This is a genomic window from Lentzea albidocapillata subsp. violacea, from assembly GCF_900100275.1.
GTDB lineage: Bacteria > Actinomycetota > Actinomycetes > Mycobacteriales > Pseudonocardiaceae > Lentzea > Lentzea violacea.
On sequence record NZ_FNET01000001.1, the window covers coordinates 842,019 to 868,028 of the forward strand.

Genomic DNA, 26,010 nt, shown 5'->3' on the forward strand with positions numbered 1-26,010 from the left:
CTGCGTCATCGGGAGGATGACATGACGAACGACTACGACGCGGTCCGGTCCGCGGCCGCCGCGCCCGGTGACGCCACCGAGGTCCTCGCGGCGTTGATGCTGCTCAGGCAGCTGCGCGACGAACTGTCCGGCTGGGAGCCCCAGCTCATCGAGGCCGCGCGGGCACTGGGCACGAGCTGGGCCGACCTCGCCCCGGCCCTCGGCGTCGCCAGCCGGCAGGCCGCCGAGAAGCGCTACCTGCGCGTGCGCCGCACCGGCGAGTCCGGCACCGGCGACGAGCGCGTACAGGCCGAACGCGACCGGCGCGCGGGAGACAGGGCCGTCACCGCGTGGGCACAGCAGAACGCCGCCGTGCTGCGCAACCTGGCCGCCCAGGTGGGCCCGCACGACCCCGCCGTGCAACAGGCACTCGCCGGCGGGGACGCCGCCGGTCTGCTCGGCCCTCTGGCGCAGGCCGGGCCCGGCCTGCGCGAGGGACAGCCCGGCCTGGCGCGGCAGATCGCCGACATCAGCCGGCACACCGACCGGTTGCGCGCCGACGCCCTACAGCAGCGTCAGCCTCGCGGCTGAGGCGTCCAGCACCGCCGGCACCCCCAGTGGCAACGACCACGAGCCCACGCAGTGCCCGAACCCGAAATCGCCCAGGATCGGCACACCCAGCCCCGACAGGCGGTCCGCCAGCACCGCCGACACGTCACCGCAGTCCGTCCACGACCCCAGCACGATCCCCGACACCGGCTCGAACCAGCCCGCCCGCAGCAGCTGCGTCAGGATCCGGTCCAGCCGGTAGGGCTCCTCACCGACGTCCTCCAGCAACGCGATCGCCCCCGGCGCCGGCGGCGCCCACCGCGGCCCGCCCACCGACGCCGCCAGCAACGCCGCGTTCCCGCCCGTGAGCACCCCGCGCGCGGTCCCCGCCACCACCGGCGTTCCCGCCGCCCACGAGCGCGTGCCGGTGAACAGCAGCTCACGCAGCCGTGCCTGGGCCAGCGGGTCGTCGACGAAGTCCGAGGTGCCCGGCATCGGCCCGAACACCGTGGACTGCCCCACCGCGTTGAGCTCCGCGTGCAGCACCGTCACGTCCGAGGAACCCACGAACACCCGCGGCGGCAGGTCCTTCCACGGCACCAGGTCCGTCATCCGCAGACACCCGTAGCCGCCGCGCACGCAGAACACCGCCGCCACGTCGGAGCACCACGCCGCCACGAACTCCGCCGCCCGCGCCTGGTCGGACCCGGCCAGATACGGCAACGACCACGGCCCCACCTGCGGCGTTGCGACCTCCAGGCCCCACGACCGCAGCACCCCCGCACCCGCGGCGATCCGCGAAGCCGGGGCCGGGCCCGCCGGTGACACCAGCGCGACCCGATCCCCGGCGCGCAGCGAACTCACTCCGACAGGTCCAGCACCGGCACACCCGCGGGCACGAACCCGAACGCCTGCCCGTAGAACGACAGCTCCGCCTCCAGCGCCGCCTTGATGTTCTCGGCCATCCGGAACCCGTGCTGCTCACCTGCGAACCGCAGGTACGCGTGCGGAATGCCCGACCCGGCCAGGTCCGCGGCGAACCGGTCCGCCTGCTCCGGCGGGCAGATCTCGTCCTCCAGGCCCTGCAACAGCAGCACCGGCCCCGACACCTGGCGCGCCTTCGTCGACGGCGACCGGTCCCGATAGCGGTCCGCGGCCTGCGGCAGCGTCCCGACCAGGCCCTCGACGTAGCGCGACTCGAAGTCGTGGGTCTCGCCGCCCTGCGACGTCCACCCCGCCAGGTCCAGGATCGGGAACGCGACCATGCCGCACCGGTAGACGTCCGTGGACGTCAGCGACGCCGCCGACGTCCAGCCGCCGGCCGAACCGCCCCGGATCCCCAGCCGCTTCGCATCCGCCGTGCCCTCCGCGGCCAGCTGCTGGGCGACGAACGCGCAGTCCTGCACGTCCACCACACCCCACTGCTCCCGCAGCCGCTCGCGAAACGCCCGCCCGTAGCCGGTCGAACCGCCGTAGTTCACCGCCACCACACCGATGCCGCGGCTGGTCAGGTAGGCGATGTCGCTGTCGAGCTTGGGCAGCGCACGCCCCGTCGGCCCGCCGTGCACGTGCACCACGTACGGCGGCAACTCACCCTCGGGTCCCGCGAAGTCCGGGTTCGACGGCGCGTACACATACGCCGGGATCTCACCGAACATCCGCTCCACCGGCACCGGCAGATACGCGGCCTCGGGGGACTCCTCGCCGTCGGTCAGGTAGGTCAGCTCACCGTTGGACAGATCCAGCCGCACCACCGCGAAGTCCGACGTCGGCCCCGCCGCCGCGCACACCACCACGCCGTCGCGCACCGACAGGTCCGGCACCCACGTCGGCAGGTCGGTCTGCACGTCGGTCACCGTCGCGGACCGTTCGTCGAGCACCGCCAGCTGCCCCGAGCGCACCACCAGGTACCGGCCCGGCGACAGCGTCGCGAACCAGCGGTTGCCCAGCCGCCACATCGGCCCGCCCAGCTCCTCCTCGCACGGCGCCAGGTTCACGCGGGTGCCGTCGGGGGAGACGCGGAACAGGTTCCACCAGCCGTCCGGGTCGGTCAGCGCCAGCAGCGAGTCGCCCTCCCACTCGAACTGGCACACCGCCTCCGTCGCCGACCCCGACACCACCTCGTGGGTGGCCGAACCGACCTCGGCGACGCACAGCTCGGTGCCGTCCCACGGCATCTGCGGGTGGTTCCAGCCGATCCACGCGAACCTCGTGCCGTCCGGGCTGATCTTCGGTCCGGTCATGAAGTGGTGCGAGGCACCGAGCACCCGGACCTCGCCCGCCTGCGTGATCGCCACCAGGTCACGGCGCACGTCGGTGCGCGCGTCACCCGTGACGGTCTCCCGCACGCACCACACCTCGCCGTCCGGGCCCGCCGACAGGTCGGAGTACCGCACCCCGTGGTGACGCCGCGGCGCCTCGGTCAACGGCTTGGGCTCGGGGGAGTCCGGGTCGAACACGTACACGCGCTGGTCGTCCCAGTGCGTGAACGCCACCCTGTCCGGCGCCAGCACCACGAACGGCCGCCCGCCGTACTCGTGCACCCGGTTGCGGGCGTTCCACGGCGCGGGCAGCACCTCCGCGCCGTCACGCACCAACGCCACTCTGCCGCCCTCGGCCGGCCGGCTCTCCGCCCACCACACCTGCTCACCGTGCAGGTCGGCCCACTGGAACCCACCCCCCGGTTTCGAGGTGTCGCCGGCCTTGATCGGCGAGGTCCAGGTCCCGTACGAAGCGATCTTCACCACAGCCCGACCCTATACGCGCGGTGTTTGGTGGGGGAGGACCTGCCGACGATCTCCGCGTGGCCTAGGGTCGTATCTGCCATGGCTCGTGTCATTCACGTATTCCGCGCACCCGACCGGTTCATCGCAGGAACCGTCGGGCAGCCCGGCGACCGCGTCTTCTACCTGCAGGCCTCGGAGCAGAGCAGGTTGATCAGCGTCGCCCTGGAAAAGCAGCAGGTCCAGGTCCTCGCCGAGCGCATCGGCTCGTTGCTCGAGGAGGTGCATCGCCGCTTCGGCACCGACGTGCCCGACGACGCCCCGCCCGACGACCTCGACACCCAGCCCCTCGACGTGCCCGTCGAGGAGGAGTTCCGCGTCGGCACCATGGGACTGGGCTGGGACGCCGAGTCCAAAGCGGTCGTCATCGAACTCCTCGCGGTCTCCGAGGAGGAGGTCGACGAGGCCGTCGTGCTCGACGACACCGAGGAAGGCCCCGACGCCGTGCGGGTCTTCCTGTCCCCGTCCGCCGCCCGCGCCTTCGCCGAACGCGCCGACCGCGTCGTCAACGCCGGCCGCAAACCCTGCCCGCTGTGCAACGAACCGCTCGACGCGGACGGCCACATCTGCCCCCGGCAGAACGGCTACCGCCGCACCGAAGAAGACTGACGTGGACACCTCCGCGGCCCTGCGGTTGCTCGAACACGGCCGCATCGAGGTCGAAGGCCGCCTCGTCGACGCCTCCAACGCCACCTTGTTCTGCAAGATCTCGCTGGACGGCGTCGACGCGCAGTGCGTCTACAAACCCGTGCGAGGCGAACGGCCGCTGTGGGACTTCCCCGACGGCACGCTCGCCGGCCGCGAGGTCGCCACCTACCTGATCTCCGCCGCGTCCTTCGGCGTCGTGCCGCCCACCGTCCTGCGGGCCGGCCCGTTCGGCAGCGGCATGGTCCAGCTGTGGATCGAGACCCGCGAAGAGGACGAACTCGTCGACATCATCGGCGTCGACGACGTCCAACCCGGCTGGATCCCCGTCTTCCACGCCCACGACCGCTTCGGCGACCCGGCCGTCCTCGTGCACGCCGACCACCCGCGCGTCGCCGAGATGTCCGCCTTCGACGTCGTCGTCAACAACGCCGACCGCAAGGGCGGCCACGTCCTGCACGCCCTCGACGGCGGCGTGTACGGCGTCGACCACGGCATCTGCCTGCACACCGAACCCAAACTCCGCACCGTGCTGTGGGGCTGGGCCCGCGAACCCCTGCCCGACCACGTCGTCGAGGCGTTGCGCCGCCTGAGATCCGAGCTCGACGCGACCCTGGGGGAGTCGCTGCACGAGCACCTCACCCGCGCCGAGGTCCGCGCCGTCGGTGAACGGGTCGACAAGCTCCTGGCCGCCGGGGTCTTCCCCGAACCGTCCGGCGACTGGCCCGCCATTCCCTGGCCCGCGTTCTAGGTCCCGTGTTCCAGGTCGCGGACGGCACGCTAATCTGAGTTGAGTGATCGATGACGAGGCCAGAACCCGGCTGATCCGACGCTTCGGCACCGACGTGACCGGGTGGGTCGACGCGCTGCCCGACCTTCTCGCCACGCTCACCGCCCGCTGGGGCCTCACGCTGCTGCACCACATGCCCGGCGGCACCGGCACCACGTTCCTGTGCACCAATGCCGTCCTCAAACTCACCCCGGACCACGACATCGCCGTGCACGAGGCACGGGCACTGGCCGCCTGGGCCCACACGCCCGCCGTGGTCGACCTCCTCGACGCCGACCTCACCCGCGGCGCGCTGCTGCTGGCGCCGATCCGGCCCGGCACCCCCGCCGCCGACCCGGCGGCGGTCGTCCCGCACCTGCACGAGGCGGACCCCGCGGGGTTCCCGCCGCTCACAGCCCGCGTCGACTTCCTGTTCGAAACCGTGCTCACCCGCCGCACCGGCACCTACTACGCCACCGAACACCACCGTGCCCGCAAACTCGCCGCCGACAACGTCAAGCCGGTGCTGCTGCACGGCGACATGCACCCCGGCAACGTCCTGCAAGGCCCGGACGGACCGGTCGCGATCGACCCGCGGGCCTGCGTCGGCGACCCGGCCGTCGACTGGCTCGACTTCGTGCACGGCGGCCACGACCTGCACGGCGCCGACGTCGATCTCGACCGCGTCCACGAGTGGCTCACCGCCTTCAAACCGTTCTACGGCTAACCTTGCGAGCCGTGCGTTCCCACGACTACGGCCGCGACATCCTCTCGACCCGCAAGCGCAGGAAGGTCCCCGAGATCACGGCCGAACCCGGCCTCGTCGTCGAGGACCCCGCCAGCGGCTTCTGCGGAGCCGTCGTGGGGTTCGAGTACGGCCAGGTCGTCCTGGAAGACCGCCACGGCCGCCACCGGCTGTTCCCGCTGCGCCCCGCCGGGTTCCTCGTCGACGGACAGCCCGTCACCCTGGTCACACCCGCACCCCGTCCGGCCAAGGCGAAGATCACGGCGTCCGGGTCGGTCAAGGTCGAGGGGTTGCGCGCGCAGACCGCCAAGGCCAGCCGCATCTGGGTCGAGGGCAAGCACGACGCCGAGCTCGTCGAACGCGTCTGGGGCCACGACCTGCGCGTCGAAGGCATCGTCGTGGAACCCCTGCACGGCGTCGACGAACTCCCGCAGCGCATCACCGAGTTCGGTACCGCCCCGCACCGCCGCCTCGGCGTGCTGGTCGACCACCTCGTCGCGAACTCCAAGGAACAGCGCGTCGTCGATCAGATCCGCGACGACAACGTGCTGGTCACCGGCCACCCCTACGTCGACATCTGGCAGGCCGTGAAACCCCGGGCGGTCAAGATCAAGGCCTGGCCCGTCGTGCCGCGCGGCGCCGACTGGAAGACCGGCGTGTGCGACCGGTTGGGCTGGGGCGAGAGCTGGGAGGGCTGGCAGCGCGTCCTGAGCTCCGTGAGCAGCTACCGCGACATCGAGTCGGACCTGCTCGGCGCCGTCGAACGGCTCATCGACTTCGTCACCGTCCCCCAGGACTGACCGCGCCTCACCCGCAGCGGCGCGGGGGAGCCCACGCGATGAGGTTCATGCCGACCGAACCGGCCGCCAGGACGCCCAGCATCACGCCCAGCACCCAGAACACCTGGTCGTTGTCGGCCAGCGCGGCGTCCACGACCCGGCCGTCGCGCAGGTCATAGCGCACCGTCACGCGTTCTCCGGGATGGTGCGCGGACCCGTTCTCCGACAGCGTCGCCACCTGCTTCGAGCCGTCGGGCAGCGGATACTCGACCTTCACCGAGGCGCTCCTGCCGGACTTCAGCCGCTCCAGCACGGTCGCCTCGGCACTGGCCCAGGACCGCTGCTCGGCCGAGACCTGCAGCACGATCACCAGCCCCACGACCGCGCCCGCGAGCATGAGCCCGGACACGACCCGGCCCGTGCGCGACTTCACCGACTTCGCCATCACGCCTCCTTCGCCCGAACCATCTCCCGTTGATCGATTTCGTTACGGTCGGGCGCCCGGCACGGTGAATCTCGGACCCGGCGGTCCCCGTTGGTGTATGTATGGGCCATGGCCGCCCTGATCTGGCTGATCGTCGGGATACTGCTCGTCGTCGCCGAGGTTCTCTCCGGTGACTTCGTGCTGGTCATGCTCGGCACCGCCGCGCTGGCCGCGGCAGGCGTGTCCGCGCTGGGTGCCCCCGCCCTGGTGAGCGTGCTCGTCTTCGCGGCGTCGTCGGTGGGCCTGATCGTCGCGGCCCGGCCGCTGCTCAAGAAGCGGCTGCAGCTCGGCTCAGGCATCCGGATGCACCACGAGGCACTGCTGGGCGGCAGGGCCGTCGCGGTGACGAAGGTCGACGAGCACGGCGGGCAGGTCAAGATCGGCGGCGACACCTGGAGCGCGCGCACCCTCGACGGGTCCGTGGTCGAAGAAGGCGAAGCCGTCACCGTTGTCGAGATCTCGGGCGCCGTCGCCGTGGTGATAGCCGCGGTGTGAGCGCCCGCAGGAGGGTGTGAACCGAGTTGGACCCGATCACCGCTGTGATCGCCGCCGTCATCGCGATCTTCGTGCTGACCATCGCCGTCAAATCCGTGCTGGTCATCCCGCAGGCGCAGGCCGCCGTCATCGAACGCCTCGGCCGCTACCGCAACACCGCGGCACCCGGCCTGAACATCATCGTCCCGTTCATCGACAAGGTGCGCGCCCGCATCGACCTGCGCGAGCAGGTCGTGTCGTTCCCGCCCCAGCCGGTGATCACCCAGGACAACCTGACCGTGTCCATCGACACCGTCGTGTACTTCCAGGTCACCGAGCCGCGTTCCGCGGTGTACGAGATCTCCAACTACATCGTCGGTGTCGAGCAGCTCACCATCACCACGCTGCGCAACCTCGTCGGTGGCATGAGCCTGGAAGAGACGCTGACCTCGCGTGACCACATCAACGGTCAGCTGCGCGGGGTGCTGGACGAGGCGACCGGCCGCTGGGGCCTGCGCGTCGCCCGCGTCGAGCTCAAGTCCATCGACCCGCCGCCCTCCATCCAGGACTCGATGGAGAAGCAGATGCGCGCCGACCGCGAGAAGCGCGCCATGATCCTCACCGCCGAGGGCCAGCGCGAGTCGTCGATCAAGACCGCCGAGGGCCAGAAGCAGTCGCAGATCCTCGCCGCCGAGGGCGGCAAGCAGGCCGCGATCCTGTCCGCGGAGGGTGAGCGGCAGTCGCAGATCCTGCGGGCGCAGGGTGAACGTGCCGCCCGCTACCTGCAGGCACAGGGCCAGGCCAAGGCCATCGAGAAGGTGTTCGCCGCGATCAAGGCGGGCAAGCCGACGCCGGAGGTGCTGGCCTACCAGTACCTGCAGACGCTGCCGCAGATGGCCCAGGGCGACGCGAACAAGGTCTGGATGATCCCGTCCGACTACGGCAAGGCCCTCGAAGGGTTCGCCCGCATGCTCGGCGCGCCCGGTGACGACGGGGTGTTCCGCTACGAGCCCCCGGCCGCCGACGAGGGTGCGACCTCACGCCCGGAGGACGAGGACGAGTCGGTCGCCGCCTGGTTCGACCTCAAGTCCGACCCGAAGGTCGCCGAGGCCGTCGCCGCCGCGGAGGCGGTCGCGCGCCAGGAGGTGCCCGGCCCGCTCAGCGCCATGCCGCGACCGGTCGCCGGCACCACGCCGCGACCGGAACTGGCCGGCTTCGAGGGCGAGCAGCCCCGGTCGCTGCACCAGCCGGGCGAGCAGGTCTGACCGCACGACACACCGAGCGGCCCATCCCGATCACCGGGGTGGGCCGCTCGGTCGTGTCACCAGCGCGAACAGAAATCTTCCAGGAAATTCCGGGTCTCGTGTCGATCGAACGCCCCGCCCGTTCGACCTGCGCGTGAAAGGGTCCACAACGGACCCGCACGAACCTACTGGGAGACACCGAAATGAAGTTCATGCTGATCTGGCGCGCCACGTCCGACGAGGCCTGGGGCAACCTCGGTGAGATCGACTTCGAGAAGATGCTCGAGACCGTCGGCAAGTTCAACGAGGAGATGATCGAGGCCGGGGTCCTGATCGCCGCCGAGGGACTCGCCCCCGCCGAGGAGGGCGTGGTCGTCGACTTCTCCTCCGAGCCGCCCGTGGTCACCGACGGCCCGTACGGGGAGACCAAGGAGCTGTTCAACGGCTTCTACCTGATCAACGTCCCGACCATCCAGGACGCGGTCGAGTGGGCCAAGCGCACGCCGATGACCGCGGCCGGGTTCAAGACCGAGATCCGCCGCGTCCCCTCGATCGACGAGTTCCCGCAGGACAACGAGTGGATCAAGAAGGAACGGGCCTGGCGCGAGTCCACCGGCCAGCTCTGAACTAGTTTGGGCATCATGAGCGACCCCACGGGACGCAAGGCCGTAGCGGCGGTGTGGCGCATCGACTCCGCGAGGATCATCGGTGCGCTCACCCGCTACACCGGCGACTTCGCGCTGGCCGAGGACCTGGCGCAGGAGGCGCTGGCCGAAGCGCTGGTGACCTGGCCGCGTGAGGGCGTGCCGAACAACCCGGCGGGCTGGCTGCTCACCGTGGGCCGGCGCCGGGCGATCGACGCGTTCCGCCGCCGCAGCGCCCGCGACGAGAAGTACGCCGCGATGGCGCACCACCTGCCCGAGGGCGGCGCGCTGACCGGAGCCGATCCCGGTCCCGCACCGGATGACGTGCTGTGGGACCCGGACCAGATCGACGACGACACCCTCGCGCTGATGTTCACCTCGTGTCACCCGGTGCTGTCGCGCGAGGCCGGGGTGGCGCTGACGTTGCGGGTGATCGGCGGTTTGACCAGCGACGAGATCGCCCGCGCGTTCCTGGTGCCCACGGCGACCGTGCAGGCCCGCATCACCCGCGCGAAGAAGACCCTGGGCGCGGCCGGTGTGCCGTTCGAGGTGCCGCCGGTGGCGCAGCGGCCCGCGCGGCTGGCCCAGGTCCTCAGCGTCGTGTACCTGATCTTCACCGAGGGCTCGTCGGCCAGTTCCGGTGACGAGGTCATCCGCTTCGACCTGGCCGGGGAGGCGCAGCGGCTCGCGCGGATCCTGTCGCGGCTGATGCCGGAGGAACCCGAGGTCCACAGCCTGCTCGCCCTGCTCGAACTCACCGCGGCCCGCTTCCCGGCCCGCTGCGGCCCCGACGGCGAGACGGTGCTGCTGGAGGACCAGGACCGGCGGCGCTGGGACCGTTCCGCCATCGCCCGCGGCCGTGCGGCGCTCGCGAAGGCCGCCGACGCCGGCCGCGGGTACGGCTACTACGGGCTGCAGGCCGCGATCGCCGAGTGCCACGCGCTGGCGTCGTCGGTCGAGGAGACGAACTGGGACCGCATCGTCGCCCTCTACGACGGCCTGGGCCGCCTCGCCCCGTCCCCGGTCGTGGACCTCAACCGGGCCGTCGCCGTCTCGATGGCCCAGGGACCGGCCGCCGCCCTGCCGATCGTCGACGCGCTGGCGTCGGCCGAGGCGTTCAAGGACTCGCACCAGTTACCGGGCGTGCGCGGAGAGTTGCTGCGCCGACTCGGCCGTCTTGATGAGGCCCGCACCGAGCTTGAACAGGCGATTCGATTGTGCGGCAATGAACGCGAACGGGCCGTGCTCACGCGGAAGCTGGCCGAACTGTCCCCATCTGACCACCGAGGGTGAACCTTAAATCCGTTAGGGCGACATCGGTAGCACTCGACCGGGTGGCGCGGGAATGATGTTGTGATGGACTCGCTGCCCGCCGCCGTGGCCTCCGCGCTCGTCGAGTCCGACAGCGAGACCTCCGACTGGCCGGCCCGCTGGCAGGCGCTGACCGCCGTGTCGGTCGAGCTGCAGTCGCTGCTGGTCACCGATCCCGGTCCGCGGCTGGTCGCGTTGATCGAGGAGATCGTCACCCAGCTCGCCGACGGCGTCGCCACCAGCCGCCGCCATCGCGTCGAACTGGCCGAGCTGGCCCACCGCGTGCTGGGCATCCACGCCCGCGCGTGCGCCCAGACCGGCACCGACCCGCGGCGCCTGGCCGACTGGCTGCTCGACCTGCAGTTGCAGCACCCCGACGCGCCCGACGTCAGCCTCGCCGCCTACAGCGGCGCCCTCGACGACGACGGCCTCGCCCGCTACCGGGAACGGGCGGTGGCGCTGTTCGAACCGCTGCCGGTGATCGGGTTCGGCGAGACCGGCCGCTACGACCGCGCCCGCTGGGCGTTGCTGCGCGTCATGGAGGAGCTCGCCGAGTACACCGAGGACGTCGACCTGCAGCTGCTCGTGCTGTCCAAGGACCTCTCCTCGGGCTGGCACTACCTGCAGGTCGCGACGGTGCTGCGGGACAACGGCCGCTCGGAGGAGGCCCTGGAATGGGTGGAACGCGGGCTGCGCGCCGTGGGCGGGCGGGGTGCCGCGTTGCGGTTGATCGACCTCGCGGTGGAGGAACACCTGCGCAGAGGCGCACCACAGCGCGCGCTGCAGGTGTGCCGGGAGGCGTTCTTCGCGCGGCCCAACCTCGACGTGTACCTCAAGATCCGCGCGCTGGTCGTGCACACCGACGAATGGCCGCCGCTGCGCGCGGAGCTGGTGAACCACCTCGTGCAGGACGGCAGCCGCCTCGCCGTCGAGGTGTACCGGCGGATCGTGGAGGTCGAGCTCGCCCGGCGGGGCATCGAGGAGCAGGACCTGGTGATGGACCTGCTCGAACAACTACGCGGCCTGCAGCCCGACGCGTTCGCCGACTACCTGGAGCACATCAGGTCGCGGCACGTGGCCGACCGGGAACTGCTCGACGAGTTGTCCAAGCGCGGATTCTGAATCCTAGTTCGCGTGATCGAGGCCGGAGGGGATCCGGTCCGCCCACGGCCGGGCACGCTCCAGCTGCGCGGACACCGACAGCAGCGTGCACTCGTCGTGCTGGCGGCCCACGAGCTGCACCGCCAGGGGCAGGCCCGCCGACGTGCGGCCGGCCGGAACCGAGGCGGCGGGGTTGCCGACGATGTTCCACAGCGGCAGGAACGTCGTGTAGTGCGCGGCCGCGAGCAGCGCCGTGACGACGTTGCGGCCGTCCCACTCGCCCACGCGGATCGGCGGGCGGGTCAGCGCCGGGGTGAGCAGCACGTCGATCGAGGCGAACACCCGGTTCGCGTACGCGGTGAGCGCCACGTCGTCCTTGGCGGCCCAGCGCACGGCGCCGCGCGGCAGGCGCCGGCCCAGTTCGGCGGCCGCCCGGGTGCGGGGCTCGACCAGGTCCGGGAACTCCATGCCCGTGCGCGCCAGGTAGGCGTTGTGCAGGTAGCGGACGGCGAACTGGGTGGAGGCGGTGACGTCGCGCATCGGCGGATCGAGCCGTACGACGTCGTGGCCGAGGTCGGTGAGCAGCGCGGCGGTGTCCTGCACGACGTCGCGGACCTCGTCGGCGATCGCGATGCCCGGACCCCACGGCCGCAGCGACACCCCGATCCGCAGCCGCCCCGGATCCGTGCGCGCCGCCTGCGTGAAGCTCATACGCGGCGGATGCGCGACGTGCGCGTCACCGGGGACGGCGCCGTGGATCTCATCGGCGACCAGCGCCCAGTCCAGCACCGTGCGAGTGATCGGCCCCGCCACGACGAGACCACCCCACACCTGCGGTTCCGGGGACAGCGACACGCGGCCGCGCTGGGGCTTGAGCCCGAACAGGCCGGTCACGGCCGACGGGATGCGGATCGACCCGGCACCGTCGGTGCCGATCGCGGCCGCCGCCAGTCCCGCCGCCACGGCCGCGGCCGAACCGCCGCTGGACCCGCCGGGGGAGTGCGTGAGCGACCACGGGTTGCGCGTCGGCCCCGCCCAGGAGCTCTCGGTGAAGGGCCACAGGCCCAGCTCCGGCATGCGGGTGCGGCCGATGATCACCGCCCCGGCCGCGCGCAGCCGCGTGACGATCGCGGAGTCCGCCGGCTGCGGGGTGCGCGCGGCGTTCGTGCCCTTGGTGGTGGGCAGACCCGCCAGCGCGATGTCCTCCTTGACCGCGATCGGCACGCCCAGCAGGGGCAGGTCCTCGCCCGCGGACCTGCGTTCGTCGGCCCGCTCAGCCTCATCGAGGGCCTGCTCGGCGAAGACCAGCCGGAACGCGTTGAGCCGCGGATCGATGCGCTCGATGCGGCGCAGGTGCTCGGCGATCAGGTCGCGGGCGGTCACCTCGCCGGAGCGCACGGCGTGCGCCTGCCTGGCCACCCCGGCGAAACACAGCTCCGTCAGCTCCATGAACCGACCCTAAGCGCCCACAGCTGATCTACGGAATGGGCACAGGAGCGTCCTCGCGATCATGGCCGCCGCGCTCGTCGCCCTGAGAACCCGCCGCCGGGTCCTCTTCTGAGCGGGTTCACGCCGGCTGGGCCCGGCTGCGGTGGTTCGCGACGGCGACACGGTTGGCGCACTTGGCCGAGCAGAAACGCCGCCTGCCGTTGCGGCTGGTGTCCACGAACACCGTCTCGCAGCCGTCACGGCCACACGACCCGATGCGCCCCGCGTCCTCACAGAACAACGCCGCCATCCCCGCCGCCGTGTAGGCCTTGAGCCGCACGTCGGTCGGCGCGTCCTCGCGCGCGTAGTGCAGGTGCGGGGCGCGTCCGTCGTGCGTGGAGATGTAGTGCGTGGTCGAGGACTGGGCCAGCAGCTCGTTGAGCAGCTCCACCGTGGGCGCGCGGAACGCGAGGCGCAGCCGTTCGATCCAGTCTCGTACGTCACGTTCCTGCCGTGCGTCCAGCGACCCCAGGGGCTTGTAGTCCGACGCTTTGAGCACGTCCAGCAGCTGTGCGGCCGGATCGGCGTTGACCAGGACCGCGGCGAGTTCGGCGGCCGCCCCACCGTAAGGGTTGAAATGCACTAGACCATGACATCAGGCTTGGCTCATGATCGCCACCTGCCCCGCCTGCCACTGGCCGTCCACCTCCGCCGTCTCCTCCCACGGCGCCGTCGCCTACGTCCGCTGCGTCTGCGGCCTGTTCCTCGTGCTCGAACGCGGCGCCGTCACCGCGACCGCCGGGACCAGCACATTCGCCCCGATCCACCACACCCGTGGTGATCTTGCTAGTGTCCCGGACCGTGAGCCGTCGTGATCTCCTGTGCGACACCGCGATCCAGATCCTCGCGGTGGAAGGCGGCCGGGGCCTGACCCACCGCGCGATCGACCGCGAGGCCGGCGTCCCCATCGGCACCACCAAGAACTACTTCCCGACCCGCGAGGCCGTCCTCACCGCCTGCGCCGCCCGCATGACCTCACTGCACCGCGCCGCAGTGCAACGCCTGCGCGACACGACCCCGGCCGGCATCAGCGCCACCGACGTCGCCGAGCTCTACCCGGCCCTGCTGCGCCGCGCGGTCGACGACGACCCCACGCAGATGCTCGCGATGGTCGAGCTGTACCTGGAGGCCGTCCGCCGCCCCGGTGTGCGCGAGGCGCTGTCGGGCATGGTGCTGGCCAACGCCGAAGCCGCCGCCGCGTTGCAGCAGGCGGCCGGACTGCCCTCGACGGTGCGCGACACAGGCCTGCTCGACGCCTACTTCCTCGGTGTCGCGATCTCGCTGCTCGCGCTGCCGGCGGAGACGCTGCGGACCGTCGGCCTGGACGACCCGTACGCGCTGGGTATCGGCGTGTTCTCCGCGACCGCGCCTGACGGCGGCCCGTCACCGGAACGGCGATCAGCAGGATCAAGCTGACCGCGGATACCGCTCGTCCGCGCGACGATCACCTGGCGTCAGCGCCGTCCTGAGCGTTGGAGCTGCAGTGTGGTGTCAAGCGGGCCGGGGCGGGTCGACGAGTTCGATGCCGATCGCGACGACGCCGAGGGCTTCGCGTTCGGGCGGGTAGATCTGCCGGATGTTGGCGAGCTGGTCGTCGCGGGTGGCGGTGGGGTTGACCGAGGCGACGGGTTCGTGGTCGAACATTTCCTCGAAGCTGCTGTAGCGGTTGACCTTGGTGACGCGGGTCAGGACGTTGTCGCCCTGGCAGTTGAAGCGGATCAGTGAGCCAGGCTTGATGTTGCGGCGGCTGGAGTCGTTGACACGGATCTCGGTGGTCTTGCGGCCGGTGGCGATGAGGTCGAAGTAGCGCTTGTAGATGCCCATCTCGTGGGCGCGGACGGCGGGTTCGGTGGGGCGCATGGTCATGAGTCTGCCGAGTTCCTTGACGGTGAAGGAGCGGAAGAAGTGCTTCGGATCGGTGAGCAGCTCGCCGACCAGCCAGACCAGGGCGTCGACGTAGTCGTCCACGCTGCCGGGCCAGGCGGTGGTGTCGAGCATCCACGGCTCGACGTCGGGCGGCAGCGCCGCGCGGCCCTGTTCGCGCAGCAGCGATTTCGACAGCTTCGCGCCGGTCGGGGCGAGTACCTGCGGGGTGAACACGCGGATCGGCATCTGGGCGGCCGGCGTGCCCAGAGCGCCGAGGGCGCCGTCGACGAGCTGGCAGCCGAAGGCCCAGTCGCCGCCCTTGAGCATCACGTGCAGCACGTCGGTGTCACGGCCGAACGCGCGTTCCTTGACCAGGTTCCGGTACAGCGTCGCAAGGTCCAGGTACGGGGCGTCGTCCTCGGGGTCGATGTGCACCTCGTAGGCGCCGTGATCGAGGCAGACGGCGGTGAAGGTGGCACCGTCCTCGTCGAGGTGGGCGAGTTTGGTGCGGTCGGCGCGTTTCTCGGCCCATCCGCAGTGCGGGCAGGGCACCCGGATGTGTACCACCCCGTGGCTGGGTGCCATCCACCAGCGGATGTCCTCCAAGCGCTCCAGCGTGCGCAGAAACTCCGCCCGGAAGCCCGGCGTGGCCTGCTGGTCGGTGTAGGTCTCCACCGCGTACTCGGTGTCCGTGGCTTCCGACAGCGACCGGAAGAACGCCTGGTAATAGCCCTCGATCAGCTCACTGATCCGGTCCTTGCCCAGGGCGTGGAAGTAGGTCTGCTGGTAGGCGTGGTGTGTCTCGGGATCCAGTTCCACGGTGTACGGGGCATTGTCCAGCGCGCCGAACCGCACGACCGTGTCGATCGAGAACTCCCGGCGGGCGATCTTCGCGAGCAGGAACGCCGCGGCCTGCACCAGGTTCGTCCCGAGGTGAGGGGCGCCGTTGATCTGCGTGCCGACCACGAATTCGATCCGCTTCGGGCGCGCGGCGTGCACACGCGGGCGGAGCAGGTCGACAGAGCGCAGCAGCGCGTTGGCCAAGATGCTGTTCGGCGAGACCAGAGGCGCGGGTTTTCCGTTGCGCGACAAAGGGTTCACGCTCCTCGGCTGGGTTTGGGCAGGCGCAGGTTGGCGCAGATGAAGTCCAGCCGTGCGGATGCGGAGTCGGCGGCGACGAACACCGGCTCGTAGCCTGCGTCGTAGTAGCCCTGCACGATCAGCTCGTGCACCCGGCGGATCTCGCGGTCCTTGGCCCACACGATGTCGTCGGGGTCCTCGAAGGTGTCCAGCGGATCCAGCACGAAGATCGCGTCGTAGCGATAGCGCTTCGTGGCCGACTCGAGTTCCGGGGCTGGCTTGAGGCCGAAGAACCCCTCCCAGCCATAGCCGTCCGGGATACCGCGGTTGTAGAACCGCACACCGTGGACGTGCGCGGTGTACTCGGCGACGAACGCCTCCAGAACCTCCAGCGAGTACTCGCGCCGATCTTCCTTCCGCAGGTGCCGGCCGAGACGTTCGCGATGCTTGCGGTAGATCTCGCGGCCCGGCTCGTCGACCATGCACGGAATCCCGGCGGCGTGCACCGCGGTGATCAGGTCGTCCTTGCCCGAAGACGGGCCGCCGGTGATGACGTAGCGGCGCGGGGGTCCGGCCGCCGCTACGGCGAGCGCGGTGGACAGGTCGCGATTGATGCTGGTCACGGTCGTCCGTTCTCGTGTCGGGATTCGCGGGAGGCGGAGAGGAAGCCTTCGGTCCAGGTGTTGCCCAGGCCGGTCTCGCCGTGCAGATGCGCGACGAACTGCTCACGGGTCGCACCGCCGGCGGCGGCCTCGGTCAACCGGGAGGACTGGGCCTCGGTCAGTGACGGAGTCCAGCCCGCCAGGGCGACCAGTTCGCCGACGTGAAGTTCCGGTGCGAACGCGGTGGTGTAGCTGATCGCCTCGGCACGGGCGACGGCCCAGCGCCAGGCGGCCGTCACCGCGGCGCGGATGACGTCGGTCCGGTCAGCCCGCAGGCTGATCAGCCGTTCCACGGTCAGCAGCTCGGCGCGCGCAGCGTAGATTGCCGACCACAACAAGGAGAGCTGCACTTCCTGCTCGGCGACCTCCCACGCGAACGGGTCGGCCACCACCGGTTGCCGCGCGGTCACCGGTGCGAGCCGGGGCGCGATCAGCGGCGAGCGGGTGAACCGGTCCGAGTCGGCCAGGAGCTCACCGGCCAGCGTCTCGATCAGCTTGGGCTCGACCCGCTTGCGGAAGTGGTGCACCTCGTGACCGGCCTGCTCGGCGGCGAGTTCGCGCCGTGCGGTCAGGTTCTGGCCGGGCGCGGCCGGTGGCAGTCCGAACAGCGCACGCGCCGCCGCTGCGTACCGGGCATCGGGAAATCGGGCGAGCAGCCCGCGCAGTGTCCCGTCCAATGCGGCGGTGCGGCTCACCTCGTCGGCGGGATCCACCGCCCGAGCGACCACGCCGCGCAGATCCAGCAGCACCGGATCCACCGCCGCAAGGGTGGCCGGGAGCCCGCGCCGCAGCAGCTGCTCGACCCCAGCGACTACCTCATCCTCTACTGGGCTTTTTCTGGGCATGGGCCAAGTGAAGCATGATGCCCAGAAAAAGCCCAGTAACCGATCGGCTCGCGTTGTCCCGCGATGACACGGCTCGCTGGGCAGCTGACCAGCAGGGCCTGGCGACAGTTGCGGCGCGTCGGATGGCCGGTGCGGCATGGCTCAGAACATGGCAGTGAGGATCGAGGTCAACGAACTTGTCGCCGGCGTCGAGGTCGAGCGTTGTGGGCGGCGATCGTGGACTTGCCGACGCAGGTGGGGTCGTTGAGACGCCCAGCCGAGATCAGCGGCCGACCCGCACCCGCTCGTCGATCGCCGTCGCCACCAGCGCGATCGCGACGTCCGGCGACTTCCCGCAGCTCGCGGGCCGCGGCGGCACCGGCTGCTCGGTCAGCGCCACCCGCCACTCCCGTCCGTCGGCGTGCCGCACGGTCGCCGAGTCCGGGGTCTCCGCCACGACGGTGAGCACGTCGCGGGTCTCACTGATCTTCTCGCGCACGGCGACCTCGGCGACCTGGCCGCGCGGGGTGAAGCAGGAGCGGCCCCGGCAGCGGTCGGCGACGATGCCCTCGGTGACGACGCGCTGGGCCAACTGGTGGTCGAGTCGCCCGTACAGGTGACCGGTGGGCAGCAGCACGCCGGTGGGCGCGAAGCGGTGGCCGCCGGTGTGGGTGCACTCCCACAGGTTCAGCGCGGTGGCGATCGGGCGGCCGTACAGGGCGCAGCACACGTCGCGTTTGCTGTTCGTGCAGACCAGCAGCAACGGGTCGCGGACCGGGGTGCCGAACGCGGTGGAGCGGCCCGCGCCCAAGGCCTCGAAGTCGAGTTCGAGGGCTTCCTCCGGCGCGGCCAGGTCGGCCTGTTCCAGCCACGAGGCGCCGGGCTTCGCCGAGGCCAGGTACAGGCGGCGGGTCGCGGGGACGTGGTTGTCGGCGTGCCTGCCGGGGCGGCGGATCAACAGGATGCGCACGCCCGTGCCGGCGGCACGGCGTTGCAGTTCGGCGCCCAGTTCGGGGTCGAGGTGGCTCTCGGTGAGGGCGTCGCGGCCCCACGGGCCCGGCTGTTCCAGGCACAGCCACGCCGTCGCGGTCGCGGCCGTGCCGGCCAGCGGTTCGCCCGCGAAGTCGGAGAGTATCGAGCACCTCATCTGCACACTCTATACGGCCGTTCGGGTGATGACTAAGGCGACCCTTAGTTGATCTGCGGCCTGGTTGTGTCATCGGGCGCAGGGCTAGGTTCTCGTTCATGAACGTCGCCGTGTGGATCGTGTCGGGCGTGCTGGCCGCCCTCTACCTGATGGCGGGCTTCACCAAGCTGGCCAAGACCAAACAGGACCTGCTGGCCGAACCGAAGATGGCCTGGGCGGGGGACTTCACGTCCGGGCAGGTCAAGGGCATCGGCGCGGTCGAGGTCGCGGGCGCGATCGGGCTGGTGCTGCCGTGGCTGACCGGCGTCGCACCGATCCTCACCCCGATCGCGGCGCTCGGCCTGGCGCTCGTGCAGGTGGGTGCCGCGATCACGCACATCCGGCGCGGTGAGGGCGCCACGGTGCCGATCAACCTCGTGCTGTGCGCGCTGGCCGTGTTCGTGGCGGTCGTGCGCTTCGGTCAGCTCTGAAACAGACCCTGTTAGGTAGAGGCATGACTACGGTGATCACCGGCGGAAGCCGGGGTATCGGCGCCGCGACCGCGCGCAGGCTCGTGCGGGACGGGCACAAGGTCGTGATCAGCTACCGCCAGGCCCAGGACGAGGCACGTGCGCTGGAGGAGGAGCTCGGCGTGCTCGCCGTCCGGGCCGACACGGCGGACGAGACCGACGTGGCGCGCCTGTTCGACGCGGCCGGCGACGACATCACCGGCGTGGTCAGCAACGCCGGCATCACCTCCCCGTCCGGGACGCTCGCGGACCTGCGCACCGAGGACCTGCGCCGCGTCGTCGACGTCAACCTCGTCGGCGCGATCTTCGTGGCCCGCGAGGCGGCCCGGCGGATGAGCCGGGGCTCGATCGTGAACGTCTCGTCCGGCGCGGCGACGCTGGGCAGCCCGGGGGAGTACGTGCACTACGCCGCCACCAAGGCCGCCGTGGACGCGCTGACGATCGGCCTGGCCAAGGAACTCGCGCCGCGCGGGATCCGGGTCAACTGCGTGCAGCCCGGCACGATCCGCACCGACATCCACCGCCTGTCCGGCGAACCTGGCCGCCCCGACCGCGTCGCCGCCCGCATCCCGCTGGGCCGCCCCGGCGAGGCCGCCGAGATCGCCAACGCCATCGCGTGGCTGCTGTCGGACGAGGCCTCGTACACCACAGGCGCGATCCTGCGGGTCACCGGCGGCATGTGAACCTATGGCCTTTCGCCTCTGCGGGCGGTGTTCGCGCTGCCCCTAAGCTTCTCCGTCATGTCCGCGCCCACGCTCACCGACTTCGTGCTCGCCAACACGACGCTGGCCCCCGTGCCACTGGTGCCCGAGGTGCTGCTGCACAGCGCGGCCGAGGCGATGGACCTGTGGGAACTCACCCACCACGACCAGCCGCCGTTCTGGGCGTTCCCGTGGGCGGGCGGCCAGGCCCTGGCACGGCACCTGCTCGACAACGCCGGACTGGTGCGCGACAAGAAGGTCTTCGACCTCGCCTGCGGCTCCGGACTGGTCGCGATCGCCGCGGCACTGGCCGGAGCGGACGTGGTGACCGCCAACGACATCGACCCGCTGGCACTCGCCGCGGTACAGCTCAACGCCGCCGCCAACGGCGTCACCGTCGGCATCCTGGGCGGCGACCACCTCGACAGCGACGCACACGGCGCCGACGTCGTGCTCGCCGGGGACGTGTTCTACGACGCCGAGATCACCGCGCTGGTGCTGCCGTTCCTGAGCAGGGCCGCGGCTCGAGGCGCGGTCGTGCTGCTCGGCGACCCGGACCGCGCTCATCTGCCCCGCGACCGGTTCACCGCCTGCGCCCGCTACGAGGTACCGGTGCCGCTGACGCTGGAGAGCACCGAGACCCGCTCCGCCACCGTCTGGCGCGCCTAGCCGGTGACCAGACAGAACGGATGCCCGGCCGGATCGGTGTAGACACGGAACCCGCCGGGGGTGTTCCTGGCGGGCCAGCGCGGCGTCGTAGAGCTAACCGATCACCACACCCGGAATCTAACCCAGCCGTTCCACCACGAACGCCGTGAGGAACCCGGCGGTGGTGCACAGCCCGGTGTAGAGGCGGGCCCGCTCGAAGGCCTCGGGGATCATGGTGTCCGCGATCATCGCCAGGATCGCACCCGCCGCCACGGCGGTGATCACAGCGATGAGCTGCGGTGACGCGCCGTCGAGCAGCAGGTTCCCCAGGGCCGCGGACAGCCCGCTCGCCACGGCGATCGCACCCCACACCCCGAACACGTAACCGGGCCCGCGCCCGGCGCGTTTCATACCGGCGACGCTGGAAAGCCCCTCCGGGACGTTCGAGATGACCACCGCCGCCAGCATCGCCACCCCGACCCCGCCGCCGCTGAGCAGCGACACACCCAGCACGACCGACTCGGGCACACCGTCGAGCAGCGCTCCCACGGCGATCGCCGTGCCGCTGCCCGCCTGGTCGGCCTCGGCCGGCTGGTTGCTGCTGCGCTTGCGATGCCGCGCCCCACGCCGCGCGAGCACCAGGTTCGCCAGCACGTAGCCGACCGCGCCGCCGAGGAACCCGGCGGAGGTGGCGAGCAGACCGCCGGTCTTCTCCGCCTCGTCCATCAGCTCGAACGCCGCCGCCGCGGTCAGCACCCCGGCGCCGAACGCCATCACGACGGCCACGACGTCACGGGGCACGCGCAGGAACCAGGCGACGAGCGCGCCCGCCACGAGCGCGCCACCACCGGCCAATCCCCAGAACCCCGCCTCGACCCACTGCGGCATGGCTACATCTTGGCGAAGAACACCTTCAGGTCGCCCGCCAGCAGCTCAGGCGAGTCGTGCCCGGAGTAGTGCCCGCCGGTCTCGAACTCCGACCAGTGCACGAGGTTGCGGTGGTCGCGTTCGGCGAAGCGCCGGATGCTCTGGAAGTCGTCGGGGAACACCGCGACACCCATCGGCACCGTCGTCGGCTCCGCAGGCTGATCCTCGCGGTGCGCGTCCTCGTAGTACAGCCGCGCGCTGGACCCCGCGGTGGCGGTGAACCAGTAGATCGACACGTTCGCGAGCAGGAAGTCCTTCGTCACGGCCGGTTCGCCCATCAGCTGCATCGTCCAGGCCAGCTGGCCGACGGGGGAGTCCACGAGCGCGAACGCCACGTTCTGCGGCCGCGACTGCTGCAGCTTCGCGTAGCCGGACATGCTCTCCCAGAAGTTCTGCAGCACCCCCAGACGCCGGTAGTCGTCCTCGGTCAGGCCCTCCATCTCGGCCGGGTCACCCGAGGGGAACGAGAAGATCTGCGTGACGTGCACACCCGCGACGTGCTCCGGATCGGCCTGCCCGACCTGCGGCGCGATGATCGCCCCCGCGTCGTTGCCGTGCACCCCGTAACGCCGGTAGCCCAGCCGCGCCATGAGCTCCGCGAACGCCCCGGCGACGCGCCCGGAGTGCCAGCCCGTCCGCGTCGTCGGCCCGGAGAAACCGAAACCGGGGATCGACGGGATCACCAGGTGGTGGTCCTGCCGCAGGTGCTCCACGACGTCGACGAACTCCATCACCGAGCCCGGCCAGCCGTGGATCAGCAGCAACGGCAGCGCGTCCGGCTTCGGGCTGGTGACGTGCAGGAAATGAACGTTCGTGCCGTCGATCTCGGTGACGAACTGCGGGAACGCGTTGAGCCTCGCCTCCACCGCCCGCCAGTCGAACTCCTCGGCCCAGTACCGGGCCAACTCCTGGACCTCCGCGACGTCATCGCCATAGCGCGCACCCGCCCCCACGACCTGATCGGTCCACCGCGTCCGCGCCAGACGAGCCCGCAACTCGTCGATGTCGGCGTCGTCGACCGCGATGTGGAATTCCCTGATCTCCGTCATAACCCCGAGGCTAACGACACTTGCGGCCACCCCCTGTCCTAAAGTGTCCGTCCATGCTGGAAACCTCGGCCCGCCTGCTGCGCCTGCTCGCCCTGCTGCAGTCACGCCGCGACTGGCAGGGCAGCGAACTGGCCGACGAACTGCGCATCAGCCCCCGCACCGTCCGCCGCGACGTCGACCGCCTGCGCGAACTCGGCTACCCCGTCAACGCCACCACCGGCTCGTTCGGCGGCTACCGCCTGGGCGCCGGCGCCGAACTCCCACCCCTGCTACTCGACGACAACGAGGCCGTCGCCGTCGCCGCGGCCCTGCGCACCAACGCCGTCACCGGCCTGGAAGAAGTCTCCCTGCGTGCCCTGCTCAAACTCGAACAGGTCCTCCCGTCCCGCCTGCGCCACCGCGTCTCCGCCCTCGAACAGATCGAATCCGTCCCACGCGACTCCCCGGCACCCGCACTGGACCCCGAACTGCTCTCGACACTGGCCGCAGCCTGCCGCGACAGCGACACCCTGCGCTTCGACTACCAGGCCCACGACGGCACCACGACCCGCCGCCGCGCCGAACCCCACCGCCTCGTCAACTGGGGCCGCCGCTGGTACCTCGTCGCCTGGGACGCCGACAAACAGGACTGGCGCAGCTTCCGCGTCGACCGCATCACCCCACCCCAACCCCCGCACGGCCCCCGCTTCACCCCACGCGACCTCGACGCCACCACCTACGTCGCCTCCCGCGTCACCCAAGCCGCCTGGCGCTTCCAGGCCCGCGTCCTCGTCCACGCCCCGGCCGACGCCGTCGCCGCCCGCATCCACGCCGCCATCGGCACCGTCGAAGCCGTCGACGACACCACCTGCGAACTGGTGACCGGCTCCGACTCCGTCGAAACACTCGCCGTATGGATCGGCATGCTCGGCTACGACTTCGAGGTCACCTCACCACCCGAACTCGTGGCACACGTTCGCACCCTTGCGGCCCGCTACGCCCGCGCCGTACAAGACTGAGCATGGCCATCACCGGACGTGACATCGAGCGCCTGCTCTACACCGACACGCCCGACCCGATCCTGGTCGTGCACAACGGCAACACCGAGATCGTGGCCGCCGCCGAACTCGGCGGGCACACCGGCGCCGTCGTCGTGTGCTCGCGCAGCGAGATCCAGCGCCACGTGGGGGAGCGCGACCTCACCGAGGAAGAACTGGCCGGAATGGCGGCAGCGCTGACGGCGGCCATCGGGGACCCAGGTCAGCGGCCGCCGCTCTGGCCCGCCTGATCAGCCCGGGAACAACGGCGGCATTCTCACGAACGCGAAACGGATAGCTCATCCGCATGTGTGCTAGCGTTGCTGTCATAAACGGATCAGCTATCCGGATCGGGGAGTGTCATGACACGCACAGCAGTGGTCACCGCGGGAACCGGAGGCATCGGACTGGAAACCGCCCTCGGACTGGCCCAAGCCGGCTACGCCGTCACCATCGTCGGCCGCAACCCCGAACGAGGCGCCCGAGCCGTCGAGAGAATCAACGCAGGGGGAGGGGAGCCGGCCCGCTACCTGCAGGCAGACCTCGCCTCGCTGCACGAGGTACGCACGCTCGCCGCCCGCATCACGGCCGAAGGGGAACTGGCGGTACTGGTCAACAACATCGGCGCCATGTTCCCCGACCACACCCGCATCAACGGCCTCGAAGCCTCCTTCGTCGTCAACCACCTCTCGCCCTACCTGCTCACCGAATCCCTGCTCCCAGTACTGACCGGCCGCGTCGTGAACGTGACATCCGGCTCCGTCATCGCCGCCAAGAAGATCTTCGACGACGTCGAACCGCCCGGCGGCTACTACGGCTTCCACTGGTACGGACGCGCCAAGCTCGCCAACCTCGCCTACACCCTCGACCTCGCCCACCGGCAGACCAAGGTCTCCGTGCTCGCGGCCGACCCCGGCGGCGCCGCCACCGACATGACCGACGGCACCATGCGCACACCCAAGATCGTGTCACCCGGCCTGCGACTGCTCTGGCCACTCGTCCGCCGTACCTTCGAACGCGCGACCTCCGGACCCGCCTCCGCCGCGGCCCGGCCCTCGATCCTCGCCGCCACCGACGAGACCCTCGCCTCCGGCACCGTCATCGGCCGGCGCGTCACCCCGGTGACACCGAACCGCACCGCGGCCGACCCACGCGTCCAGGAGGCCGTACGCACACTCAGCGAAAGGCACGCGCCACGCGTCCCCGTTCCGGATGGCGTATCCAATTAGTCTGGAAGACATGACGCCGCAGCGAAAGGACGCCGCCCGCAACTGGGAGCACATCCTCACCGTCGCCCGAGAACTCGTCGACGAAGGCACCCCGCTGCAACTCAACGACGTCGCCCGCCGCGCAGGACTCGGCGTCGGCACCGTCTACCGGCACTTCCCGACCACCGAAGCACTCCTCGAAACCGTCGCCACCCCCTGCCTCGAAGCACTCGCCGGCTGCGGCCAACAAGCCCTCACCCACAACGACCCCTGGACCGCCTTCGCCGCCTTCCTCACCAAGGTCGTCGAAAGCCAAGTCACCGACCCCGCACTCGTCAAAGTCGCCGCCAGCGCCCACGACGTGCTCCCACGCACCACCGAACTCAAAGCACAGATCCTCGCCAACGGCGCCAAACTGCTCGCCCGCGCACGCGACACCGGAGCCGTCCGCCCCGACGTCGACGACGCGGACCTCGTCCCACTCATGTGCGGCATCGCCTACGCCACCTACGTCCACAGCGCCAGCCCCGCCGACCGGCTCCCCACCGCACGCCGCTACCTCGACACACTGCTCCGAGGCCTACACGCCTGAACGCGGGGGACCAGCCGCCACGAACGCCCGCAACTCATCAAGCCCCCGAGCGCCACCATCGCTCAGCATCCACGTCACGCCGGCGGCCTCGTACCCGCTCACCTCCGGTAACGCACTGCCACCCCACAACACGACATCACCGTCAGCCGGACCACCCGACGCCACGAAATCCGCCTTCAGCCGAGCGGCATCCGCGGGGGAGAGCACCACCAGACCCTCAGCGCCGAACGTCGCCGGCACCACACCCGCCGCATGCTCCGCCGCACGAAACGGCGTCGACCGAGGCCAGATCCCACCCACCCAGATCGGCACCTCCACCGGCGCGAACCGCACCCCCGACACGTCGAACAACGCACCGTGATGCTCCACCTCGGCACCCGACAACAACGCGCGCAACAGCTCCACACCCTCCGACATCGCCTCAGCACGCGACCCGCGCTCCCCGAAGGGGGAGTAGTCCTGCGGCACACCCGCACCCACCCCCAGCACCAGCCGCCCACCGGACAACCGCTGCAACGTCGACGCCTCCAACGCCACCTTCCACGGACGCCGACGCCCCAGCGACGTCACCAACGGGCCCAGCGAGATCCTCGACGTCCGCGCCGCCACCGCACCTAACGTCACCCAGACGTCAGAGACAACCGACTCACCCGGCACCACCACGTGATCCCACAGGAAGAACCCGTCCCACCCCGACGCCTCGGCCTCGACAGCGAGCGACACCAGCACGGACGGATCACCGAGCTCCGAACCGAACGACGGCACATAGATCGCAAATCGCATGAC

At 70.9% G+C, this 26,010-nt stretch carries 31 protein-coding genes; 19 read left to right on the plus strand and 12 right to left on the minus strand.

Annotation, left to right across the window (positions count from 1 at the left end; all coding sequences use genetic code 11):
* Positions 1-21 precede the first annotated feature (21 nt).
* Positions 22-570: an HSP18 transcriptional regulator gene (locus BLR21_RS42250; RefSeq protein WP_176929434.1), complete on the plus strand. Its 549-nt coding sequence runs from the start codon at positions 22-24 to the stop codon at positions 568-570.
* Here BLR21_RS42250 and BLR21_RS03615 read toward each other — a convergent pair.
* Positions 544-1,392, minus strand: coding sequence for a S66 peptidase family protein (locus tag BLR21_RS03615; protein WP_090004147.1), 849 nt, complete (start codon positions 1,390-1,392; stop codon positions 544-546). The genes BLR21_RS42250 and BLR21_RS03615 overlap by 27 nt on opposite strands.
* The gene (locus tag BLR21_RS03620; protein ID WP_090004148.1) at positions 1,389-3,275 is read right to left on the minus strand and encodes a prolyl oligopeptidase family serine peptidase; all 1,887 of its coding nucleotides are present in this window, start codon (positions 3,273-3,275) and stop codon (positions 1,389-1,391) included. Before BLR21_RS03620 ends, BLR21_RS03615 begins: the two co-directional genes overlap by 4 nt.
* 78 nt (positions 3,276-3,353) lie before the next feature.
* On the opposite strand from BLR21_RS03620, the gene BLR21_RS03625 reads away from it, so the two are divergent.
* Genes BLR21_RS03625 through BLR21_RS03640 form a run of 4 tightly spaced genes read left to right on the plus strand, consistent with a single transcriptional unit; the run spans position 3,354 to position 6,270 of the window.
* Complete coding sequence (locus BLR21_RS03625; RefSeq protein ID WP_030475286.1) at positions 3,354-3,920, plus strand: DUF3090 domain-containing protein; 567 nt, start codon at positions 3,354-3,356, stop codon at positions 3,918-3,920.
* Between the two features lies 1 nt (position 3,921).
* Complete coding sequence (locus tag BLR21_RS03630; protein ID WP_090004149.1) at positions 3,922-4,707, plus strand: SCO1664 family protein; 786 nt, start codon at positions 3,922-3,924, stop codon at positions 4,705-4,707.
* Between the two features lie 43 nt (positions 4,708-4,750).
* Complete coding sequence (locus BLR21_RS03635) at positions 4,751-5,452, plus strand: fructosamine kinase family protein (protein WP_090004150.1); 702 nt, start codon at positions 4,751-4,753, stop codon at positions 5,450-5,452.
* Between the two features lie 11 nt (positions 5,453-5,463).
* Complete coding sequence (locus tag BLR21_RS03640; protein WP_090004151.1) at positions 5,464-6,270, plus strand: DUF3097 domain-containing protein; 807 nt, start codon at positions 5,464-5,466, stop codon at positions 6,268-6,270.
* Between the two features lie 7 nt (positions 6,271-6,277).
* On the opposite strand, the gene BLR21_RS03645 is transcribed toward BLR21_RS03640, so the two are convergent.
* Positions 6,278-6,694 (minus strand): DUF3592 domain-containing protein, encoded by a 417-nt coding sequence (locus BLR21_RS03645; protein WP_090004152.1) that lies wholly within the window; start codon positions 6,692-6,694, stop codon positions 6,278-6,280.
* Positions 6,695-6,802: 108 nt separating this feature from the next.
* Here BLR21_RS03645 and BLR21_RS03650 point away from each other — a divergent pair, with 108 nt between their 5' ends.
* From BLR21_RS03650 to BLR21_RS03670, 5 genes are all read left to right on the plus strand, one after another.
* Positions 6,803-7,228, plus strand: a complete 426-nt coding sequence (locus BLR21_RS03650) for an NfeD family protein (RefSeq protein ID WP_090004153.1) — start codon at positions 6,803-6,805, stop codon at positions 7,226-7,228.
* 35 nt (positions 7,229-7,263) lie between these two features.
* The gene (locus tag BLR21_RS03655; protein WP_176929473.1) at positions 7,264-8,472 is read left to right on the plus strand and encodes an SPFH domain-containing protein; all 1,209 of its coding nucleotides are present in this window, start codon (positions 7,264-7,266) and stop codon (positions 8,470-8,472) included.
* Positions 8,473-8,654: 182 nt separating this feature from the next.
* Complete coding sequence (locus BLR21_RS03660) at positions 8,655-9,077, plus strand: YciI family protein (protein ID WP_090004155.1); 423 nt, start codon at positions 8,655-8,657, stop codon at positions 9,075-9,077.
* 15 nt (positions 9,078-9,092) lie between these two features.
* Positions 9,093-10,388: an RNA polymerase sigma factor gene (locus tag BLR21_RS03665; RefSeq protein WP_090004156.1), complete on the plus strand. Its 1,296-nt coding sequence runs from the start codon at positions 9,093-9,095 to the stop codon at positions 10,386-10,388.
* Positions 10,389-10,451: 63 nt separating this feature from the next.
* Positions 10,452-11,528, plus strand: a complete 1,077-nt coding sequence (locus tag BLR21_RS03670) for a hypothetical protein (RefSeq protein ID WP_090004157.1) — start codon at positions 10,452-10,454, stop codon at positions 11,526-11,528.
* A gap of 3 nt (positions 11,529-11,531) precedes the next feature.
* Here BLR21_RS03670 and BLR21_RS03675 read toward each other — a convergent pair whose 3' ends face one another.
* Both BLR21_RS03675 and BLR21_RS03680 read right to left on the minus strand, forming a co-directional pair.
* Positions 11,532-12,956, minus strand: coding sequence for an amidase (locus BLR21_RS03675; protein WP_090004158.1), 1,425 nt, complete (start codon positions 12,954-12,956; stop codon positions 11,532-11,534).
* A 118-nt stretch (positions 12,957-13,074) separates the two neighbouring features.
* Positions 13,075-13,578 carry a CGNR zinc finger domain-containing protein gene (locus tag BLR21_RS03680; protein WP_090004159.1) on the minus strand — a complete coding sequence of 168 codons (504 nt, stop codon included), beginning with the start codon at positions 13,576-13,578 and terminating at the stop codon, positions 13,075-13,077.
* Positions 13,579-13,603: 25 nt separating this feature from the next.
* Here BLR21_RS03680 and BLR21_RS03685 point away from each other — a divergent pair, with 25 nt between their 5' ends.
* Entirely contained in the window at positions 13,604-13,810 is a 207-nt protein-coding gene (locus tag BLR21_RS03685; protein ID WP_090004160.1) for a hypothetical protein, read from the plus strand.
* Positions 13,797-14,411, plus strand: coding sequence for a TetR/AcrR family transcriptional regulator (locus tag BLR21_RS03690; protein ID WP_256334437.1), 615 nt, complete (start codon positions 13,797-13,799; stop codon positions 14,409-14,411). Before BLR21_RS03685 ends, BLR21_RS03690 begins: the two co-directional genes overlap by 14 nt.
* Positions 14,412-14,486: 75 nt before the next feature.
* Here BLR21_RS03690 and BLR21_RS43485 read toward each other — a convergent pair whose 3' ends face one another.
* The 4 genes from BLR21_RS43485 to BLR21_RS03710 all read right to left on the minus strand — a co-directional run bounded on the left by BLR21_RS43485 (position 14,487) and on the right by BLR21_RS03710 (position 18,574).
* Positions 14,487-15,962, minus strand: a complete 1,476-nt coding sequence (locus BLR21_RS43485; protein ID WP_256334438.1) for an ASCH domain-containing protein — start codon at positions 15,960-15,962, stop codon at positions 14,487-14,489.
* On the minus strand, positions 15,959-16,564 hold the full coding sequence (locus BLR21_RS03700) for an AAA family ATPase (protein ID WP_176929435.1): 606 nt from the start codon (positions 16,562-16,564) through the stop codon (positions 15,959-15,961). Before BLR21_RS03700 ends, BLR21_RS43485 begins: the two co-directional genes overlap by 4 nt.
* The gene (locus BLR21_RS03705; RefSeq protein ID WP_143027588.1) at positions 16,561-17,448 is read right to left on the minus strand and encodes a hypothetical protein; all 888 of its coding nucleotides are present in this window, start codon (positions 17,446-17,448) and stop codon (positions 16,561-16,563) included. Before BLR21_RS03705 ends, BLR21_RS03700 begins: the two co-directional genes overlap by 4 nt.
* A gap of 262 nt (positions 17,449-17,710) precedes the next feature.
* A complete protein-coding gene (locus BLR21_RS03710) occupies positions 17,711-18,574 on the minus strand; it encodes a sucrase ferredoxin (RefSeq protein ID WP_090004506.1) in 864 nt (287 codons plus the stop codon).
* 98 nt (positions 18,575-18,672) lie between these two features.
* Here BLR21_RS03710 and BLR21_RS03715 point away from each other — a divergent pair, with 98 nt between their 5' ends.
* The 3 genes from BLR21_RS03715 to BLR21_RS03725 are packed head-to-tail and all read left to right on the plus strand — an operon-like array spanning position 18,673 to position 20,453.
* Positions 18,673-19,044 (plus strand): DoxX family protein, encoded by a 372-nt coding sequence (locus BLR21_RS03715; RefSeq protein WP_090004164.1) that lies wholly within the window; start codon positions 18,673-18,675, stop codon positions 19,042-19,044.
* 23 nt (positions 19,045-19,067) lie between these two features.
* A complete protein-coding gene (locus tag BLR21_RS03720) occupies positions 19,068-19,766 on the plus strand; it encodes an SDR family oxidoreductase (protein ID WP_090004165.1) in 699 nt (232 codons plus the stop codon).
* A gap of 57 nt (positions 19,767-19,823) precedes the next feature.
* Positions 19,824-20,453: a class I SAM-dependent methyltransferase gene (locus BLR21_RS03725; RefSeq protein ID WP_090004166.1), complete on the plus strand. Its 630-nt coding sequence runs from the start codon at positions 19,824-19,826 to the stop codon at positions 20,451-20,453.
* 117 nt (positions 20,454-20,570) lie between these two features.
* Here the strand turns inward: BLR21_RS03725 and BLR21_RS03730 are convergent, their stop codons facing one another.
* Entirely contained in the window at positions 20,571-21,320 is a 750-nt protein-coding gene (locus BLR21_RS03730) for a ZIP family metal transporter (protein WP_090004167.1), read from the minus strand.
* A gap of 2 nt (positions 21,321-21,322) precedes the next feature.
* Positions 21,323-22,408, minus strand: a complete 1,086-nt coding sequence (locus BLR21_RS03735) for an epoxide hydrolase family protein (RefSeq protein WP_090004168.1) — start codon at positions 22,406-22,408, stop codon at positions 21,323-21,325.
* Positions 22,409-22,461: 53 nt separating this feature from the next.
* Here BLR21_RS03735 and BLR21_RS03740 point away from each other — a divergent pair, with 53 nt between their 5' ends.
* The 4 genes from BLR21_RS03740 (at position 22,462) to BLR21_RS03755 (ending at position 25,224) form a co-directional block, all read left to right on the plus strand.
* Positions 22,462-23,406: a helix-turn-helix transcriptional regulator gene (locus BLR21_RS03740; RefSeq protein WP_090004169.1), complete on the plus strand. Its 945-nt coding sequence runs from the start codon at positions 22,462-22,464 to the stop codon at positions 23,404-23,406.
* 2 nt (positions 23,407-23,408) lie between these two features.
* Positions 23,409-23,675, plus strand: coding sequence for a hypothetical protein (locus BLR21_RS03745; RefSeq protein WP_090004170.1), 267 nt, complete (start codon positions 23,409-23,411; stop codon positions 23,673-23,675).
* 111 nt (positions 23,676-23,786) lie between these two features.
* Positions 23,787-24,653 (plus strand): SDR family NAD(P)-dependent oxidoreductase, encoded by an 867-nt coding sequence (locus BLR21_RS03750; RefSeq protein WP_090004171.1) that lies wholly within the window; start codon positions 23,787-23,789, stop codon positions 24,651-24,653.
* Positions 24,654-24,663: 10 nt separating this feature from the next.
* On the plus strand, positions 24,664-25,224 hold the full coding sequence (locus BLR21_RS03755; RefSeq protein ID WP_090004172.1) for a TetR/AcrR family transcriptional regulator: 561 nt from the start codon (positions 24,664-24,666) through the stop codon (positions 25,222-25,224).
* Here BLR21_RS03755 and BLR21_RS03760 read toward each other — a convergent pair.
* Positions 25,213-26,007, minus strand: coding sequence for an LLM class flavin-dependent oxidoreductase (locus BLR21_RS03760; protein ID WP_090004173.1), 795 nt, complete (start codon positions 26,005-26,007; stop codon positions 25,213-25,215). The genes BLR21_RS03755 and BLR21_RS03760 overlap by 12 nt on opposite strands.
* Between the last annotated feature and the right edge of the window lie 3 nt (positions 26,008-26,010).

What these genes read in the sequence shown, in the direction of transcription:
- BLR21_RS03760 (WP_090004173.1), bottom strand. Translation starts at nt 26,007, where the DNA reads ATGCGATTTGCGATCTATGTGCCGTCGTTCGGTTCGGAGCTCGGTGAT.
- BLR21_RS03625 (WP_030475286.1), top strand. Translation starts at nt 3,354, where the DNA reads ATGGCTCGTGTCATTCACGTATTCCGCGCACCCGACCGGTTCATCGCA.
- BLR21_RS03670 (WP_090004157.1), top strand. Translation starts at nt 10,452, where the DNA reads ATGGACTCGCTGCCCGCCGCCGTGGCCTCCGCGCTCGTCGAGTCCGAC.
- BLR21_RS03715 (WP_090004164.1), top strand. Translation starts at nt 18,673, where the DNA reads ATGAACGTCGCCGTGTGGATCGTGTCGGGCGTGCTGGCCGCCCTCTAC.
- BLR21_RS03750 (WP_090004171.1), top strand. Translation starts at nt 23,787, where the DNA reads ATGACACGCACAGCAGTGGTCACCGCGGGAACCGGAGGCATCGGACTG.
- BLR21_RS03705 (WP_143027588.1), bottom strand. Translation starts at nt 17,448, where the DNA reads ATGCCCAGAAAAAGCCCAGTAGAGGATGAGGTAGTCGCTGGGGTCGAG.
- BLR21_RS03730 (WP_090004167.1), bottom strand. Translation starts at nt 21,320, where the DNA reads ATGCCGCAGTGGGTCGAGGCGGGGTTCTGGGGATTGGCCGGTGGTGGC.
- BLR21_RS03660 (WP_090004155.1), top strand. Translation starts at nt 8,655, where the DNA reads ATGAAGTTCATGCTGATCTGGCGCGCCACGTCCGACGAGGCCTGGGGC.
- BLR21_RS03755 (WP_090004172.1), top strand. Translation starts at nt 24,664, where the DNA reads ATGACGCCGCAGCGAAAGGACGCCGCCCGCAACTGGGAGCACATCCTC.
- BLR21_RS42250 (WP_176929434.1), top strand. Translation starts at nt 22, where the DNA reads ATGACGAACGACTACGACGCGGTCCGGTCCGCGGCCGCCGCGCCCGGT.
- BLR21_RS03710 (WP_090004506.1), bottom strand. Translation starts at nt 18,574, where the DNA reads ATGAGGTGCTCGATACTCTCCGACTTCGCGGGCGAACCGCTGGCCGGC.
- BLR21_RS03675 (WP_090004158.1), bottom strand. Translation starts at nt 12,956, where the DNA reads ATGGAGCTGACGGAGCTGTGTTTCGCCGGGGTGGCCAGGCAGGCGCAC.
- BLR21_RS03720 (WP_090004165.1), top strand. Translation starts at nt 19,068, where the DNA reads ATGACTACGGTGATCACCGGCGGAAGCCGGGGTATCGGCGCCGCGACC.
- BLR21_RS03725 (WP_090004166.1), top strand. Translation starts at nt 19,824, where the DNA reads ATGTCCGCGCCCACGCTCACCGACTTCGTGCTCGCCAACACGACGCTG.
- BLR21_RS03665 (WP_090004156.1), top strand. Translation starts at nt 9,093, where the DNA reads ATGAGCGACCCCACGGGACGCAAGGCCGTAGCGGCGGTGTGGCGCATC.
- BLR21_RS03745 (WP_090004170.1), top strand. Translation starts at nt 23,409, where the DNA reads ATGGCCATCACCGGACGTGACATCGAGCGCCTGCTCTACACCGACACG.
- BLR21_RS03650 (WP_090004153.1), top strand. Translation starts at nt 6,803, where the DNA reads ATGGCCGCCCTGATCTGGCTGATCGTCGGGATACTGCTCGTCGTCGCC.
- BLR21_RS03685 (WP_090004160.1), top strand. Translation starts at nt 13,604, where the DNA reads ATGATCGCCACCTGCCCCGCCTGCCACTGGCCGTCCACCTCCGCCGTC.
- BLR21_RS03645 (WP_090004152.1), bottom strand. Translation starts at nt 6,694, where the DNA reads ATGGCGAAGTCGGTGAAGTCGCGCACGGGCCGGGTCGTGTCCGGGCTC.
- BLR21_RS03740 (WP_090004169.1), top strand. Translation starts at nt 22,462, where the DNA reads ATGCTGGAAACCTCGGCCCGCCTGCTGCGCCTGCTCGCCCTGCTGCAG.
- BLR21_RS03735 (WP_090004168.1), bottom strand. Translation starts at nt 22,408, where the DNA reads ATGACGGAGATCAGGGAATTCCACATCGCGGTCGACGACGCCGACATC.